This window comes from Microbacterium sp. SORGH_AS_0421, assembly GCF_030818635.1.
Classification (GTDB): domain Bacteria; phylum Actinomycetota; class Actinomycetes; order Actinomycetales; family Microbacteriaceae; genus Microbacterium.
The window spans coordinates 2,036,510-2,051,096 of the sequence record NZ_JAUTAO010000001.1 but is presented as its reverse complement, the minus strand read 5'-3'; the positions used below and the strand labels follow the sequence as shown (position 1 = coordinate 2,051,096).

Below are 14,587 nucleotides of genomic sequence, written 5' to 3'. Positions count from 1 at the left end.
TGTGGGTGGTCAGGCGGACGCGCGGGAAGCGGCGGTGGCGAGGGAGGTGATCTCGTCGAGCGCGACCGTCGCGTCGCCGATGGTGACCTGCGGGATGGCGCCGTCGAAGCTCACCTTGGTCACGGTCCCCGTGACGGCGAGACCCTTCGCGTCGAGGTAGCCGGCCTGCTGCCCGATGAGCGTCGAGGCGGCCTGGCGCATGTCCAGGGCGAACGCCTCGGTGGAGGTGCGGCTCATCGCCGTCAGCTGCTCCATCATGGCCAGCTGCGTGGTCTGCGAGATCATCTGGTTGGTGTCCATCGGGGTGGACGGGTCCTGGTTCGTCAGCTGCGTGACGAGCAGTCTCATGAACACCTCGCTGTCGAGCCCCTTCTTCGCCGCGACGGCGGTCGTCGTCGCGGTGGTGGTGTTCGCGGGGATCGGGGCGGGCGAGCCGGTGACGGCGGTGACGGGCATGGCGGTCCTCTCAGACGAGAATGTCGAGCCCGCGACCGGTGACGGCGGGCGAGAGCGCGGGCAGAAGACGGGCGGGGGGACGGGCGGATGCCGACGGGGCGGTGTCGTCGGGGGCGTTGAACGCGACCGGGGTCGGACGAGTCGGCCCCGTTCTCCCCGGGAGCGCCGCGCTCGCCCGTTCCGGCGTCGGCGGTGAGGGACGACCCGAGGCTGAGGTGGGCGTGCGGCATGACCGCGGCCAGATCGCGGCGGAGGTCGGCGACGATGACGCGCAACGCCTCACGGCCCGCCTCGGTGGCTCCCGCCAGGTCGATGCGCACCTCGCCCCCGGCGCCGAGGTGGGCGCGCACGGTCACCGGTCCCATCTCTTCGGGGGTGACGGTCAGCGTGATCTGGTGGGCGCCCGCCGGGCGCTGGGCGATGTGCATGATGGCGGGTGCGACGTGAGCGGCGATCGAGCGCGGGGTCGCGGTCGGCGCAGCGGTCTGCTCCGGGGCGGGTGCGAGAGGGACGGATGCCGACAGGGGCGCGGTTGCCGCGACGCCGGTCGACGCGGCGGTCGCCGCCACCGACGGTGCCGCCTCGTGTCGGGTCGGTGCGTCCTCCGGCGCGGCGGCGAGGGCGAGCCCGGTGACGACGACGCCGCCGGGGTGCGCCGGCTCGGGCGTGCCCGCCGGCCCCGCGGCGGCGGCCGGGGGAAGGGCACGGACAGGCGCGGCGGTGGATGCCGGCACGGCCCGCGGAACCTCGGGCCCGAGAGGTGCCTCGGAAACGGTCGCGGTCGACGGCGGTACCGCCGCCGCGGCGGCCTCGCGGGGGGAAGCGACGGCAGCACCGGGCCGCGCCGATGTCGGCAGGGCGGCGCCCGCGCGGGTACCGGCGGTGACCGCTGCGGGCGTCGTCGGATCGGACGGGATCTCGGTACCGCCTCCCGCGGCGAGCGCGACGGGCGCCGTGTCGAGGCGAGCGTCGCCCGCGGGTCTCGCGGCGTCGGTGGCGATCCCGGCGAGGGGCATTCCCCCGAGGGGTCCGGCCTCCGGCGCTCCGACGGCCGGAGCAGGCGTCCGCGCGAACGGCTCCCCCGCTGCGGCTGTCGCGATCGACTCGGTCGCGGCGGTGGGCGACGCGGCGCTCCCGGCCATCGGAACGGCGTCCGCCCGGACCGCCGCGGACGCGGGTATCGCGATACCCGTGAGGGCTTCGGGCCCGACGACCGTGGCATCCGACCCCGAAGACGGCCCCGGTTCGGCGGGACGATCATCGCGGCCGTCCGCGGGGGCGTCGAGGGTGTCTCGCGCGGCGGGCGCCGGCCCGGCCGCGAGAACCGGAGCGGCCTCATCATCCCGGCTCACCGCGGCGTGGGCCAGCGCGTCCGCGAAGCTCGTGCGCGTGGCCGCGGGCCCCGACCCCTCGCCCGTCGAGCGCGCACCCCGGGGCGAAGCGGGCATCGACCCCGCGGTCGGCAGCAGCATGCTCACGCGGCGCTCCCCGCGTCGCGCGCCGCACGCACCACGGCGATCTCGTCGAGCGCGCTCTGTTCGGCGCGCTGTTCCTCCGCGAGCTCGCTCGCGCGATGGGCGCTCTCGAGCCGCTCGAGTCCCTTGAGCTCGCAGCGGGCCTCGACGTGGGCGGCAGACGCGGCCTCCGCGGCATCCTGTCGGAGCTCCGCGAGAGCACGCAGGTCGGCCAGCGCCGCCTGCCCCGAGGATCGGGCCGCGGCCATCGCCAGCAGCGTCGCGGGGTCGTCGATCTCGGTGGCGATGTCGCTCAGGCTCGACACCGCGTGCTCGACCGCCGTCTCGGCGGCGACGGCCTCGGCGCGAGCGTGCGACAGCGACTCGGCCGCGGCGCGCTCCTGCACGCCGCGCACGCGCAGCAGCCCGGAGAGGGGGAACGTCATGAGAGTCCTCCGAAGGTGGTCGTCAGGGCGGCCAACCGCCGCCAGGAGTCGTCGGTCGGGGTCAGATCGTCCATGCGCTGGGTGAGGAACCCGTCGATGGCGCCTTGATGGGCGAGGGCGGCATCCACGAGCGGGTTCGCCCCCGCCTTGTACGCGCCGATGTCGATGAGGTCGTTCGCCTGCCGACGGGCGGCGAGCACGCGGCGCAGGGTCACCGCCGCCTCGCGTTGGTCGGGCGAGGTCACCTTCGACACCACGCGCGAGACCGACCCGAGCACGTCGATCGCCGGAAAGTGGCCGCGCACGGCGAGACCGCGGTCGAGCACCACGTGCCCGTCGAGGATCCCGCGCGCGGCGTCGGCGACCGGCTCGTTGTGATCGTCGCCGTCGACGAGCACGGTGTACAGCCCCGTGATCGACCCGGTGGGCCCGGTGCCCGCGCGCTCGAGCAGGCCCGCCAACACCGAGAAGGTGGAGGGCGGGTAGCCGCGGGTCGCGGGCGGTTCCCCCGCGGACAGTCCGATCTCGCGCTGGGCCATCGCCACGCGCGTGAGCGAGTCCATCATCAGCACCACGTCGAGGCCGTCGTCGCGGAACTTCTCGGCGATGCGCGTCGCGACGAAGGCCGACCGCAGGCGCGCCATCGCCGGTTGATCCGAGGTGGCGACCACGACCACCGCGCGCGCGAGGCCCTCGGGACCGAGGTCGTCCTCGAGGAACTCCCGCACCTCGCGACCGCGCTCGCCCACCAGCGCGATCACGGTGACGTCGGCGGTCGAGCCGCGCGCGATCATCGACATCAGCGACGACTTGCCGACCCCCGAGCCCGCGAACAGCCCGAGTCGCTGGCCCACGCCGACGGGGGTCATCGTGTCGAGCGCGCGCACACCCAGCCCCAGTTGGCGGTCGATCCGCTGGCGTCCGATGACGCTGGGTGCGGTGTTGCCCAGGGCGACGACGGGGGCGCCGGTGAGCGGGCCGAGACCATCGATCGGGCGACCGAGACCGTCGAGGACGCGCCCCAGCAGGCCGCGACCGGTCGGCACCGTCAGCGCCGCACCGGAGTGGTGCACCGCCGCACCGACGCGCACACCGGTCATCGGGCCCATCGGCATGCAGCGCACGGCCTCGCCGTCGACCGCGACGACCTCGGCCTCGATCTCGACGGCGCCGGCCGCTTCGATGCGCACGCGGTCGCCGACGGCGGCGGGGATGCCGAGCGCCTCGACGCCGAGACCCACCACGGCCTTCACGACCCCCGAGCGGCGCGGACCGGTCGCCCGCAGTGCGCGCTCCCAGCGACGGGTGGCGACACTCACGAGCCTGCCTCGCCGTCGTCGTCCAGAGCGAGTTCTGCGCGCGCCCGCTCGAAGGCCGCACCGATCCGCGTGTCCACGCTGCCGTGCGCGATCCGGACGATCGCGCCGCCGGGATCCACGTCGGCGTCCGCCACGACCTCCACGCCCTCGGCGAGTTCCGCGGCGGCCGCGTCCCGGAGCGTGCGCAGGTCGCGTTCGTTCAGGTGCACCCGCACCCATGCCGCGCGGGGCGTCTGGGCCGCGGCCCGCCGCATCGCGTGCGCGGCCGAGCGGGCGGCATCCGACATCTCCGTTCGGAGGATCTCCGCGGCCATCTCGACGGCGAGCTCCTCGAGGCGTCGCACATCGGATGCCACGAGAGCGCCGACCTCGGCGTCGAGCCGGGCCTTCGCCTCGCCGAGAGCCGAGAGGGCTGCCCGGTGGGCCGCGTCGGCCGCGGCGTCGCGCGCGGCGATCCGCCGCTCGTCCGCGATCCGCTCGCGCTCGAGTTCGGCCCGGGCATCGCGGCGGCCCGCGGCGAACCCGTCGGCGTATCCCCGCGCCCGTGCTCTGTCGACGACCTCCCGCGCGTCCGGTCGCGCATCTCCCACGCGCGGCACCACCAGCGGCGTGAAGACGGAATCGGACACGGTGGTCACCCTGCGGTTGTGGCGAAGCCGATCCGTGGCCAAGTCGACGAGCGATCCGTGCTCTTCCCGGACTATCGCGACGGGTGCGCCCCGCCGTAACCGGCCGCCTCCGAGAGGGCGGTCGGCACCGTGGTCACTCGATCAGTTCGTCGTCGTCCTCGCGCGCGAGCGTGATCTCCTCGGCGGCTTCGAGCTCGCGGATGACGCGCACGACCTCGGCGCGCGCGTCGTCCACCTGCCGCATGCGCACGGGGCCGAGAGCGCGCGTCTCCTCGTCGAGGTTCTCGCGGTTGCGCTCGGTCATGTTGCGGCGGATCACCTCGCCGATCTGATCGTCGGCGCCCTTCAGCGCGAGAGCGAGGATGCGCAGGTCGATGCCCCGCAGCACGCGCTGGGCGTCGCGGTCCTCGAGCCGCGAGATGTCGGCGAAGGTCAGCATGCGGCTGCGAACCTCTTCGGCGAGCACCTGGTCGCGGTCTTCGAGGCCGGCCAGCAGCGCCTTCTCGAGCGCGGTGTCGGACCGATTGATGATGTCGACCAACGGCTGCACGCCGCCGATCGCCTCGTGCGCCTCGCGGATGCCGAAGACCCCCGTCCGCGCACGCAACGACTCCGCGACCACGGTGATCGCCTCCTGCGAGGCGACCCCGAGCTCGGCGATCGCCTGCGCGACGTCGGTGCGCAGCGGGTCCTGCAGCGCGGCGAGGACCGCGGCGGCGCGGTCCGCGCGGAGATTCGCGAGCACGACGGCGACGGTGGTCGGCATCTCGCCGTCGAGGATCGTGGCCAGTTGTGTGGGATCCGCGGCGTTGAGGAAGTCGAACGAGACCACGCCCTGCGACATCACGCGCCCGACCATGCCCACGGCCTTCTCGCGCCCGAACGCCGTCTCGAGCAGCCCGGTCGCGAACTGCTCTCCCCCGCGGCTCATGAGGGATCGACCCGAGGCGATGCGGCGGAAGTCGGCGAGAGCCGCGGCGGTGGCCGCGGTGTCGATGCTGCCGAGCTGCGCGAGCTCGCCCGCCAGGAGCTCGGCCCGGTCCTCGCCCAGATGACGCAGCACCTCGGCGCTGGTCTCGCGGTCCATGTTGAGCATGACGATCGCGGCCTTGCGCAGACCCGACGTCGCAGCCGCCGGCACGGCGAGCACCTCGGTCACGGCGGTGGTGGCGGGGGCTTCCTCGGCGTCCGTCGCCCGGGTGTTCAGCAGGCTCATACCGTCGCCTCATCCATCATGTGGGCGAGCGCCTTCGCCGCGTTCTGCGGATCGCTCTTGGCGAGCTGGTCCACCTCGCGCCGTCGCTGCTCGACGAGCACCTGCGGCGACTCCGGCTCCTCTTCGATGTCGAGGAGGGTGGGGATGATCTTGGTCGGCGGCACCGCGGGCAGCGCGATGGGCTCGGCCAGGCCCTTGAGGGTCTTGAGCTTCTGCTCCTCGGTCTCGGTCATCGTCGCGAAGTACTCGATGGGTCCGTCGTCGGTGTAGAGCGTGCGGCGTTTCAGGCGGCGCCGGACCAGCAGGGCGATCACGAGGATGAGGGCGGCGAGCACGATCGAGCCGCCGATGATCGCCGCACGCATGAGCTCCGACTGCACCAGCGCGGCCTTCTCGGCCTCCGCGGCCTCGAGCGCAGCAGTGGCGGCGGCGGCGGCGCTCTGGCTGAAGTCGACGAACTCCACCGTGACGGTATCGCCGCGTGCCGCGTCGATTCCCGCCGCGTTGGTCACCAGCGCCTGCACCTGTTCGGCCGTGACACCCTGCACCGACCCGCGATCGAGGGCGATGCTGACGGTCTGCCGGGTGACCTCACCGGCCGGCGTCGTCGTCTTCTCGGTGGACTTGTTGACGGCGTTGTTGCGCGTGGACTCCTCCGACTCGAACGACCCCGCTCCTGCGGTGTTCGGCACGGCGATGTTGTCGGGTCCGAGCACGCCCGTTCCCCCCGCTTGACCGCCGGTCGAGGTCTGGGTGCGGGTCTGCTCGTTCATCATCACGCCGCCCTCGGGAGCGGTGTAGGTCTCGTCCATGCGCTCGGAGGTCGAGTTGGCCACGTCGGCGCTGACGCTGACGGTGGAGTTGCCCGGCCCCACGATGGTCTCGAGCATCTTCGTCACCGCCCCGGCGACCTTCGCCTCGTGTTCCGAGGCTTGCGTGCTCGCGGAGCCGGTGAGCCCCTGCCCCACGGCCGCGAGCACCCGACCCGACTGATCGGTCACCGCGACGTCCTCGGGGGTCATCCCGGGGATCGAAGCGCTGGTCAGATGCACGATCGCGGCGATCTGGTCGTCGCTGAGGTTGGCCCCGCCCTGGGTCTTGACGAAGACGGATGCCGTGGGGTGCTGCGTGTCGGCCACGAACACGCTCTGCTCGGGGATGGCCAGTTGCACGGAGGCCGCGGTGACGCCCGACATCGCCCCGATGGTCGCCGCGAGCTCGCCCTCGATGGCGCGCTTGTACGTCACCGACTGCTGGAACTCACTGGCGGTCACGCCCATCTTGTCGAGGAGCGTGTACCCGCCGGTGTCGTTGGTGGGCAGCCCCGCCGCCGCGGCGGCCAGACGCTGCGGGTAGACCTGCGCATCGGGCACCAGGACCGTCGCGCCTCCCTCGGTGAGCTCGTAGCTCACCCCCGCCGATTTGAGCTGCTCCACGACCGCCGACGCATCGCTCGGGCTCAGGCCGGTGAACAACGGACTCATCTGCGGTTTCGCGAGCCAGCTTCCGAGCGCGATCACGCCCATCACGACGAGGGCGGCACCGATCACGGCGATGGTGCGTTGAGCGACGCTGAAACCGGCGACGATCCGCTTGAGCCTCTCGATCGAGGACGCGAGCACGCGGGGCACGTCAGGCCTGCATCCGCATGACGTCGTTGAACGCGGCGACCCCGCGATCGCGCACGGCGACCATCAGGTCGAGCGTGACCCCGGCGCGCGTCGAGGCGAGCGTGGCCTTGTGGATGTCGTCGAGGTCTCCGGTGACGGCCTGCACGGCCAAGCCGTTCGAGGTCGACTGCAGCTGCTGCAGATTCTCGACGGCGGCGGCGAGCGACGTCGCGAACGACTGTCCGCCCGCGGCGCCGCCGATCGCCTGCGGTGCCGAGGCGGTCTGCTCGAAGCTCAGCGGGCTGAGGGGCGTCACGCCCACGGCTGCGATCGGGTCGAGGGGAATGCTCATCAGCTTCGTCCGATCTGCAGGGCCGCTTCGTAGCTCGTCTTGGCGCGGTCGATGACGGCGGCGTTGGCCTGATACCCGCGCTGGGCGAGGATCAGCATGCTCATCTGGTCACCGAGGTCGACGTTGGGGTACTGCACGTAGCCGTTCTCGTCGGCGTAGGGATGCTCGGGCTCGTAGACGAGACGCCCCTCCGCGGTCGACTCGCGCACGCCCGTGACGTACACGCCGGGGGTCACGGTGCCCTCGGCCGCCGTGACGTACTTCTCGCGGAACATGTCCTGCCCCGCGGGGGTGGCGGTGTTGACGTTGGCGATGTTGTCGCTGATGGCATCCAGCCATTTGCGGTGGGCCGTCAAGCCCGTCCCCGCCACGCCGATCGCGTCGAAGCTCATGCGGAGGCCTGACCGATCGCCTTGGTGATGGACGATGCCTGGCCGCTGAGGGCCTGGGCGGCGAACTGGTAGCGCAGCACCGTGTCGATGTTCGACATCGTCTCGGTGTCGAGGTTGACGTTGTTGCCGTTGAGTCGAGTGGGCTCGAGCGAGCGCTGCACCACCGCTTCGACGCTCCCGGACCCCCGTCCGACGGCGCTCGCGAGCTCCTCTTCGAATGACACGCGTTTGGCGTGGTAGCCGGGCGTGTTGACGTTGGAGATGTTCTCGGCGATCGCGCGCTGGCGCAACGACAACGCGTCGAGAGCGCTGGACAGGGCTGTTGAGGTGACGGATTCGAGCACGCGGCACTCCGGTCGAGGGGCGAGCCGATCCGTGGCCAGTCGTTGAGCGATCCCTGCTCGGCACCGACTATCGCGACGGGTGCGCTCCGGCGTAACCGCGAGCGGGATTCGGGGACGGATGCCGGCCCGGGACGCCCGCGGCACGCGAGCGAAGCGACGGGCTGCGCTTATCCGCGCACGTCGAGGTAGACGGGTGGGCTCACTCGCGTGGGCGGGATCCGCCGCAGAGCCGCGAGCTCGCGCGCGACCTCGGCACGGGCGACGCCGAGTGCCTCGATCGCGCGGAGCTGCCTCTCGAGCACCTCCCGCGCCCGGGCGACGAGGTGCTCCGGGGGCGGACCGGCCGGTCGCACGAAGGACCCGGGCGCCATCTCGTCGCCACCGTCGAGGGCGCGCTCGAATGTATCCAGGAGGTCGGCCCACGCCGCGTCGTCGGTCATCGCTTCGTCACGAGACGGTGAGCGCGGACGCCGCGGCGTGCCAGGCCTCGCGGAGCGGGGCGATCAGGGTCGCGCACTCCTGTGTGGCCGCCGTGTCCCGGCCGACGTTGGCCACGATGAGACGACCCGTGATGTAGGTGTAGAGCCCCCGCAGCCCGTCCGAGCCGTCCCAGCCGTCGTCGAGCGAACCGTTCAGTTCCGCGATGATCGCCTGCGCGTGCGTGAGGTACGTGCCCGCCGAGGGCCAGTCGCCGCTCTCCTGCGCGGCGCGCGCGCGCTCGACGTCGACGAGCAGACGGTCGTAGAGCATGGTGACGAGACGCTCGGGGGTGGCGGATGAGACCTGCTGCTCGAGGTATTCCTGCTGGGCGCGGGCGAGGGTGGTGACGGGCATCGATCTGTCTCCTGTTCGCGGTTACTGGGACGGCGGAGTGAGGGCGGCCAGCTGCGAGGTGAGCCAGGACGACTGCGACTGAAGACCCGACAGGCGGACCTCCATCGCCGAGTAGGTGCGCTCGAGCGTGGCTCGGCGCATGTCGAGCCGCAGGTCCATGCGTTCCACCTGCTGCTGCAGCGACCTGACCTCGGTCTGCTGGCCGGTGATGCGCTGGGTGAGCAGGCCGTCGTACTTGTCGGAGTACTGCGTCGTGCTCGCCTGCACGCGATCCGCGACGGCCGAGAACGTCGCCTGTGTCGCAGCCGGGTCGGCTCGCATGGCCGCGGCGAACTTCTCCTGGTCGAACGACAGCGCGCCGAACTTGTCGACGCTGATCCCGATCGTCGAGGGCGAGACGGAGCCGACCGGGCTCTGGACGGCGCTGGCGAGGGCGCCGCGGAGTGAGCGCACCGTACTGTCGCCGGTGAACACGCCGAGGGTGGTGGCCGAACCCGGGGCGGCGACCGTGGCCTTGGAGCCGTTGTCGATCCGCGTCAGCAGGGCGGCGATGTCTTTTATGAAGGCCGCGGCGGTGTCGGATTGCGCCTTGCCGTCGGCGGCGACGGTGACCGTGACCGGCTGCGTGGACGTGGCGCGCACCGTGATGTCGACGCCCTCGCCGATCCCGACGAAGGTGTTGGAAGAACTGGTCACGCTCTGCTCGGCGGCGGTCCCCGCGAACAGGCGGATGACGGCATCCGCGCCGCGTGCGACGATCGCCGCGCCCGTCTCGGTCGTGACATCGTCACCGGTTCCCGCGGCGACGTCGGCGGCGCTGCCGCGGTGCAGGGTGAAAGCGGCCTCCGCCCCCGTCCGGTTCGCGGTGATCTGCACCCGCGACAGGGGCTGGCCGTCGGCACTCCGACCGCCCGGTACGACCGTGGCGGTGACGCCCGTGCCGGAGGCGTTGATGGCGGCGACGAGGTCGCTGGGCGCGGCACCGGTCGGGGTGATCTCGGTGGCGGTCCCGTCTCGGGCGACCAGGGTGAACGGGCCCGCGAACGCGTCGGCTCCCCCGGGCGCGGTCACCACGGCGTGAGCGGTGGCGAGGGTGTCCACCACCACGGCGGTCGAGAAGGCGCGGGCCTTGTCGCCCGCGGTGACGGTCACGGCCTCGGCGGAACTCGTCGCTGAGAAGCGCGCGAGCGACGTCGCGGAGGCCGCGGTCTTCGCCTTCTCGGCGAGGCTCTGCAGGGTCGTGTTGAGCGACTGCAGGTTGGCGATGATGGTGTTGCGATCGGTGATCTTGTTGGTCACCAGGGTCTTGGGGATCGCGGCGACGTTCATCAGCGCGTCGATGACGTCCGCGGTCTTTATACCGGATGCCAGGCCGTCGATGTTCATCGTGTCTCCGCCTTCCGTCGGTGAAGCGATCCCGGGTGAGGCGACGCCCGAGCAGGAGGAACCTCCCGCCCGGGCGTCGTCGGTGCGTCAGCGCTGCGGATCAGCGCAGGAGCTGCAGGACGCCCTGGCCCGACTGGTTGGCCTGGGCGAGCATCGCGGTGCCCGCCTGCGCCAGGATGTTCGAGGCCGTGTACTTGACCATCTCGGCCGCCATGTCGGTGTCGACGATGCGGCTCTTGGCGGCGGAGAGGTTCTCGGCCGAGACCTGCAGCGAGTTGATGGTCGACTCGAAGCGGTTCTGGACGGCACCGAGCTCGGCGCGAGCCGACGACACGGACTTGATCGCCGTGTCGACCGCGGTGATGGTCGTCGCCGCGACCGTCGGGTCTGCGAAGCCGTCGGTCGTGACGATGCTCGTGCGCAGATCCGTGGCGAGCGTCTTGATGTCGGCGACACCGAGGTCGACGGAGATCTGGCTGGACGCCGAACCGTCCGCTCCGATCTGGAAGCTGAGCTTGCCGTCCGCGGCGGCGCCTGCGGAGCCGTCGAGGAGCTTGATGCCGTTGAAGTTCGAGCTGTCCGCGATGCGCTCGAGCTCGTCGACCAGCTGCGTCACCTCGGAGGTGATGGCCTTGCGGGAGTCCGCGTTGTTCGAGTCGTTACCCGCCTGCACCGCGAGGTCGCGCACGCGCTGCAGGATCGAGTGGACCTCCGTGAGGCCGCCTTCCGCGGTCTGGATGACCGAGATACCGTCCTGGGCGTTACGCGCGGCCACGTTCAGGCCGTTGACCTGCGAGCGCAGGCCCTCGGAGATGGCGAGGCCGGCGGCGTCGTCGGCCGCACGGTTGATGCGCAGACCGCTCGAGAGCTTCTCGAGCGACTTCGACACGTCGTTCTGGTTCGACGACAGGTTGCGGTACGCGTTGAGGGCACCGACGTTGGTTGCGATCTGAAGACCCATGTTGTTCCTCCGTGGATGGGATATTCGAAGCGGAGCCGTCCGTGGCCTCGCATCCCCCACCATCGCGACGGATCCATCGACGCGTAACCGCCGTGTCCGGCGAGATTCGCGCCTCAGGCGGGAAGGGCCAGTCCCCTCAGGTCCACGCTCGGCCCCGTCGCCTCTCTTGCGCCGCGAGCAGAGGACGCCGCGACGGGACCGAAGACGCCATCGAAGAAGGCCGCTTTCGTGGCCGTCGATCGGTCGGGCGTCGTACCGTTCTCCCAGGCGTCGAGGGCCTCGCGCATGAGGGTCAGGCCCACTCGTCGGAGCTTCGAGACGTAGGCGTGACTCACCTCGAGATCGGCCGCGACGTCTTTCACCATGCGCTCGTCGAGGTACACGCCGCGGATGACCTGGCGCATCTGGTCGGGCAGCGCGCCGATGATTCGGTCGAGCATCCGCTGCTTCTCCGCCTGCTCGACCGCGTGTTCGGGAAGGATCACGGTGTCGGTGAGATCGGGAGCCGAGCGGGAGTCGTCACCCTCGAACTGCGCCTCGAAGCTCGTTCCGGTACGGACCATCTCGTCGAGCATCTGCATCTTCACCACGACCTCGGCATCGAGACCGGATTCGGCAGCCAGCTCTGCCACGGTCGCCGCGCGCCCCGTCCGCACCCGCACGAGCTCATCGGCCACGCGCACGCGTTCGATCTTCTCGCGACCGCGTTCGCCCGCGGGATCCGCCGAGCGCATCTCGTTGAGGATCGCCCAGGTGATCTTGGTGCGTGCATAGGCGCCGAACGGGATGCCGCGTTCGGGTTCGAACTCCAAGGACGCGGTGGCCAGGCCCAGATACGCCGCCGACAGGAGGTCGTCGAGGTCCACGTGCAGGGCGGTACGCGCTTTCTCAACGGCGAGGTACTTCGCCAGGGGCAGGTTCTCCCGCGCGAGACGCTCGGGCGACATCGGGGTGGCGGAATCGGAGGGGGCAGTGACGCTGCTCAACACGGGTGCTCCTGCTTTTTGCTTGTTTATAAGCAGAAACTAACACAACTCCCAGTCGACTCCGAGGCCGCACCCAGCAACGAAGGAGATACGGCGCGTGGGGCGGGACGCTTCGGCGCCGCGCCGCCAGCCGGCGCTCGACGACTGTCGCGGCGCACGCTTCGATCCGCAGGGGCGACCGACGGCGCCGGCGATCACCGCCACCGCCCGAGCACGCTCACGCGCCCCCCACGCCGCGCTCCGGTGCGAACGGTCGTCGCGCACCACCAGCGACCGGAGACGACCTTCTCGACACGTCGGCGCGCCCATTTTTCCACGTTTACGAGTGAACGTAGCACGCCGATACGGAAGGGCCCCCGCCGACCGTCCCAGACCGGCCCGGCGCCCTCGCCGCCGGCCGCTTCTTCGCCGCGAGCGGCGGCAACCTGCAGCTCACGCTCGCGATCCCCGCCGTCGTCGTCACCCTCGTCAGCGTCGCCATCTGGCTGGGCGTCCCGGAGTCCGAGCGTTCGAGCGGCGCACGGCACCTCGATCTGGGCGGCTTCGTCATCCTCGCCGGCGCGCTGCTGTTCCTTACCGGCGCCCTCTCGTTCGTCCGCCTCCCCGCGGGCCCGGGCCCGGTCGTCATCGCCGCACTGCTCGCGATCGGCCTGGCCCTGGGCGCACTCTTCGTCCGGTACGAGCTGCGCCAACGCGACCCGGCGATCGACATCCGCATGCTCCGGAGCCCCGAGATGTGGCCGGTGCAGGCGACCGCGTTCCTCGTCGGCATCAGCCTGCTCGGCGCTCAGGGCCCGCTCGTCACCTACCTCGGCACCGACCCCGCGATCGGGTACGGCCTGGGCCTCGATACGACGCAGCGCTCGAACGTCGTGGGGGCCTACCTGCTCTCGCTGATCGTGGGCGCGGTGCTCTTCGCCGTCGCCTCGCGCCGCACCAGTCCCCGCGTCCCGCTCATCGGTTCGGCAGTCCTCGTCGGCATCGGGTACGCCCTGCTCCTGCCCCTCCACGATGAGCCCTGGCAGGTGCTGTTGGGCCTCGGTGTCGCCGGGATCGGGGCCGGCGCCCTCATCGCCGCGATGCCCGCCGCCGCGGCCGCCGCCGCTCCACGCGGACGCACCGGCATGGCCTCGGCGATGACCAACACGACGAAGATCATGGGCGGCACGATGTCGTCGGCATTCTTCGGCGTCGTTCTCGCCGGCGGTGCGGCCACCGCGATCGGCACGGCCGCCCCCTTCACCGGGTACGTCACCGTATGGGTCGTCTGCAGCGCGAGCGGCCTTCTCGCCGCCGTTCTGCTGGCCTTCGTTCCGAGTGCCGCGTTCTCGGACGCGGCCGAGGCGAAGGTCGCCGCCACCGCCGCGCGCGGCGAGTTGGTGTGACCCCCGATCAGCGCGTCTTCAGCGGCCCCCGCGCCAGCAGGTGCTGCGCCGACTGCGCCACGGGGCGCAGGGTCACCAGGTCGAGATTCACGTGGCCGGGCGCATCGAGCGCATAGGCGATCACATCCGCGACATCGCCGGCCGTCAGCGGCGCCTCGACACCCTCGTACAGTTTGTCGGCGGCATCCTGGTCTCCCCCCAGGCGGTTGAGCGTGAACTCCTCCGTGCGCACCATCCCCGGGGCGATCTCGATGACGCGCAGCGGTTCGCCGTTGAGCTCCTGGCGCAGCGCGTGCACGAGCATGGCCTCGCCCGCCTTGGCCGCGTTGTAGCCGCCACCACCGGGGTACGCCGTCTGCGCGGCGGTGGAGGTGACGAAGAGCACGTCGGCGTGACCGGTCGCGTTCGCAGCCGCGCGCAGAAGCGGCAGAAGCGATGCCACGAGCCGCTGTCCCGAGAGCACGTTGGCCTCGAACATCCAGCGCCAGTCCTCGGGGTCGCCGTCTTCGATCCGGTCGCTCCCGCGCGCCCCGCCCGCGACGTGCACGAGGGCGTCGACGCCCCCGGTCTCGCTCAGCCAGGCCGAGAGGCCGGCGATGTCGTCGGCGTCGGTGAGGTCGGCCGCGTGCGCGACGACCCCCGTCTCGGCCTCGAGGGCTCGGAGACGCTCGGCGCGGCGCGCGACGCCCACGACGTCCCACCCGCGCGAGCGCAGCAGCCTCGCCGTCGCCTCTCCGATACCCGAACTGGCCCCGGTCACCACTGCGCGTCGCGTCATGGCATCCACGCTATCGCCCCCGTCCGACACCGGCATGGC

At 71.8% G+C, this 14,587-nt stretch carries 18 protein-coding genes; 1 reads left to right on the top strand and 17 read right to left on the bottom strand.

Annotation, left to right across the window (positions count from 1 at the left end):
* Window positions 1–9: 9 nt before the first annotated feature.
* The 16 genes from QE416_RS09690 to QE416_RS09615 all read right to left on the bottom strand — a co-directional run bounded on the left by QE416_RS09690 (window position 10) and on the right by QE416_RS09615 (window position 13,077).
* The gene (locus tag QE416_RS09690) at window positions 10–456 is read right to left on the bottom strand and encodes a flagellar hook capping FlgD N-terminal domain-containing protein (RefSeq protein ID WP_307315661.1); all 447 of its coding nucleotides are present in this window, start codon (window positions 454–456) and stop codon (window positions 10–12) included.
* A complete protein-coding gene (locus QE416_RS09685) occupies window positions 345–1,934 on the bottom strand; it encodes a hypothetical protein (protein ID WP_307315657.1) in 1,590 nt (529 codons plus the stop codon). Before QE416_RS09685 ends, QE416_RS09690 begins: the two co-directional genes overlap by 112 nt.
* Window positions 1,931–2,356 carry a flagellar FliJ family protein gene (locus QE416_RS09680; protein WP_307315653.1) on the bottom strand — a complete coding sequence of 142 codons (426 nt, stop codon included), beginning with the start codon at window positions 2,354–2,356 and terminating at the stop codon, window positions 1,931–1,933. Before QE416_RS09680 ends, QE416_RS09685 begins: the two co-directional genes overlap by 4 nt.
* On the bottom strand, window positions 2,353–3,675 hold the full coding sequence (locus QE416_RS09675) for a FliI/YscN family ATPase (protein ID WP_307315649.1): 1,323 nt from the start codon (window positions 3,673–3,675) through the stop codon (window positions 2,353–2,355). Before QE416_RS09675 ends, QE416_RS09680 begins: the two co-directional genes overlap by 4 nt.
* Window positions 3,672–4,304: a FliH/SctL family protein gene (locus QE416_RS09670; RefSeq protein ID WP_307315646.1), complete on the bottom strand. Its 633-nt coding sequence runs from the start codon at window positions 4,302–4,304 to the stop codon at window positions 3,672–3,674. Before QE416_RS09670 ends, QE416_RS09675 begins: the two co-directional genes overlap by 4 nt.
* A 133-nt stretch (window positions 4,305–4,437) precedes the next feature.
* A complete protein-coding gene (gene fliG / locus QE416_RS09665) occupies window positions 4,438–5,520 on the bottom strand; it encodes a flagellar motor switch protein FliG (protein WP_307315643.1) in 1,083 nt (360 codons plus the stop codon).
* Window positions 5,517–7,151, bottom strand: a complete 1,635-nt coding sequence (gene fliF / locus QE416_RS09660) for a flagellar basal-body MS-ring/collar protein FliF (protein WP_307315640.1) — start codon at window positions 7,149–7,151, stop codon at window positions 5,517–5,519. Before fliF ends, fliG begins: the two co-directional genes overlap by 4 nt.
* A gap of 1 nt (window position 7,152) precedes the next feature.
* Window positions 7,153–7,482 (bottom strand): flagellar hook-basal body complex protein FliE, encoded by a 330-nt coding sequence (gene fliE / locus QE416_RS09655; protein WP_267786446.1) that lies wholly within the window; start codon window positions 7,480–7,482, stop codon window positions 7,153–7,155.
* Entirely contained in the window at window positions 7,482–7,874 is a 393-nt protein-coding gene (flgC, locus tag QE416_RS09650; RefSeq protein WP_267786445.1) for a flagellar basal body rod protein FlgC, read from the bottom strand. Before flgC ends, fliE begins: the two co-directional genes overlap by 1 nt.
* Window positions 7,871–8,218, bottom strand: a complete 348-nt coding sequence (gene flgB, locus QE416_RS09645; protein ID WP_210072049.1) for a flagellar basal body rod protein FlgB — start codon at window positions 8,216–8,218, stop codon at window positions 7,871–7,873. Before flgB ends, flgC begins: the two co-directional genes overlap by 4 nt.
* A 167-nt stretch (window positions 8,219–8,385) precedes the next feature.
* The gene (locus tag QE416_RS09640) at window positions 8,386–8,658 is read right to left on the bottom strand and encodes a hypothetical protein (protein ID WP_210072050.1); all 273 of its coding nucleotides are present in this window, start codon (window positions 8,656–8,658) and stop codon (window positions 8,386–8,388) included.
* A gap of 7 nt (window positions 8,659–8,665) precedes the next feature.
* On the bottom strand, window positions 8,666–9,052 hold the full coding sequence (fliS, locus tag QE416_RS09635; RefSeq protein WP_267786444.1) for a flagellar export chaperone FliS: 387 nt from the start codon (window positions 9,050–9,052) through the stop codon (window positions 8,666–8,668).
* Window positions 9,053–9,073: 21 nt separating this feature from the next.
* Window positions 9,074–10,438: a flagellar filament capping protein FliD gene (fliD, locus tag QE416_RS09630; protein ID WP_307315636.1), complete on the bottom strand. Its 1,365-nt coding sequence runs from the start codon at window positions 10,436–10,438 to the stop codon at window positions 9,074–9,076.
* A 100-nt stretch (window positions 10,439–10,538) separates the two neighbouring features.
* Window positions 10,539–11,399: a flagellin gene (locus tag QE416_RS09625; protein ID WP_210072053.1), complete on the bottom strand. Its 861-nt coding sequence runs from the start codon at window positions 11,397–11,399 to the stop codon at window positions 10,539–10,541.
* Window positions 11,400–11,512: 113 nt separating this feature from the next.
* Entirely contained in the window at window positions 11,513–12,385 is an 873-nt protein-coding gene (locus QE416_RS09620) for a sigma-70 family RNA polymerase sigma factor (protein ID WP_307315634.1), read from the bottom strand.
* A gap of 194 nt (window positions 12,386–12,579) precedes the next feature.
* Entirely contained in the window at window positions 12,580–13,077 is a 498-nt protein-coding gene (locus QE416_RS09615; RefSeq protein ID WP_307315632.1) for a hypothetical protein, read from the bottom strand.
* A 24-nt stretch (window positions 13,078–13,101) separates the two neighbouring features.
* Here QE416_RS09615 and QE416_RS09610 point away from each other — a divergent pair, with 24 nt between their 5' ends.
* Window positions 13,102–13,770 carry an MFS transporter gene (locus QE416_RS09610; RefSeq protein WP_307315630.1) on the top strand — a complete coding sequence of 223 codons (669 nt, stop codon included), beginning with the start codon at window positions 13,102–13,104 and terminating at the stop codon, window positions 13,768–13,770.
* Window positions 13,771–13,777: 7 nt separating this feature from the next.
* Here the strand turns inward: QE416_RS09610 and QE416_RS09605 are convergent, their stop codons facing one another.
* Window positions 13,778–14,548, bottom strand: coding sequence for an SDR family oxidoreductase (locus tag QE416_RS09605; RefSeq protein ID WP_267786439.1), 771 nt, complete (start codon window positions 14,546–14,548; stop codon window positions 13,778–13,780).
* Window positions 14,549–14,587 lie beyond the last annotated feature (39 nt).

Excerpts from the sequence above, each read along its gene's own strand:
- fliD (WP_307315636.1), bottom strand. The coding sequence starts at position 10,438 with ATGAACATCGACGGCCTGGCATCCGGTATAAAGACCGCGGACGTCATC.
- QE416_RS09625 (WP_210072053.1), bottom strand. The coding sequence starts at position 11,399 with ATGGGTCTTCAGATCGCAACCAACGTCGGTGCCCTCAACGCGTACCGC.
- QE416_RS09680 (WP_307315653.1), bottom strand. The coding sequence starts at position 2,356 with ATGACGTTCCCCCTCTCCGGGCTGCTGCGCGTGCGCGGCGTGCAGGAG.
- QE416_RS09610 (WP_307315630.1), top strand. The coding sequence starts at position 13,102 with ATGCTCCGGAGCCCCGAGATGTGGCCGGTGCAGGCGACCGCGTTCCTC.
- QE416_RS09690 (WP_307315661.1), bottom strand. The coding sequence starts at position 456 with ATGCCCGTCACCGCCGTCACCGGCTCGCCCGCCCCGATCCCCGCGAAC.
- fliG (WP_307315643.1), bottom strand. The coding sequence starts at position 5,520 with ATGAGCCTGCTGAACACCCGGGCGACGGACGCCGAGGAAGCCCCCGCC.
- QE416_RS09640 (WP_210072050.1), bottom strand. The coding sequence starts at position 8,658 with ATGACCGACGACGCGGCGTGGGCCGACCTCCTGGATACATTCGAGCGC.
- fliE (WP_267786446.1), bottom strand. The coding sequence starts at position 7,482 with ATGAGCATTCCCCTCGACCCGATCGCAGCCGTGGGCGTGACGCCCCTC.
- fliS (WP_267786444.1), bottom strand. The coding sequence starts at position 9,052 with ATGCCCGTCACCACCCTCGCCCGCGCCCAGCAGGAATACCTCGAGCAG.
- QE416_RS09605 (WP_267786439.1), bottom strand. The coding sequence starts at position 14,548 with ATGACGCGACGCGCAGTGGTGACCGGGGCCAGTTCGGGTATCGGAGAG.
- flgC (WP_267786445.1), bottom strand. The coding sequence starts at position 7,874 with ATGAGCTTCGACGCGATCGGCGTGGCGGGGACGGGCTTGACGGCCCAC.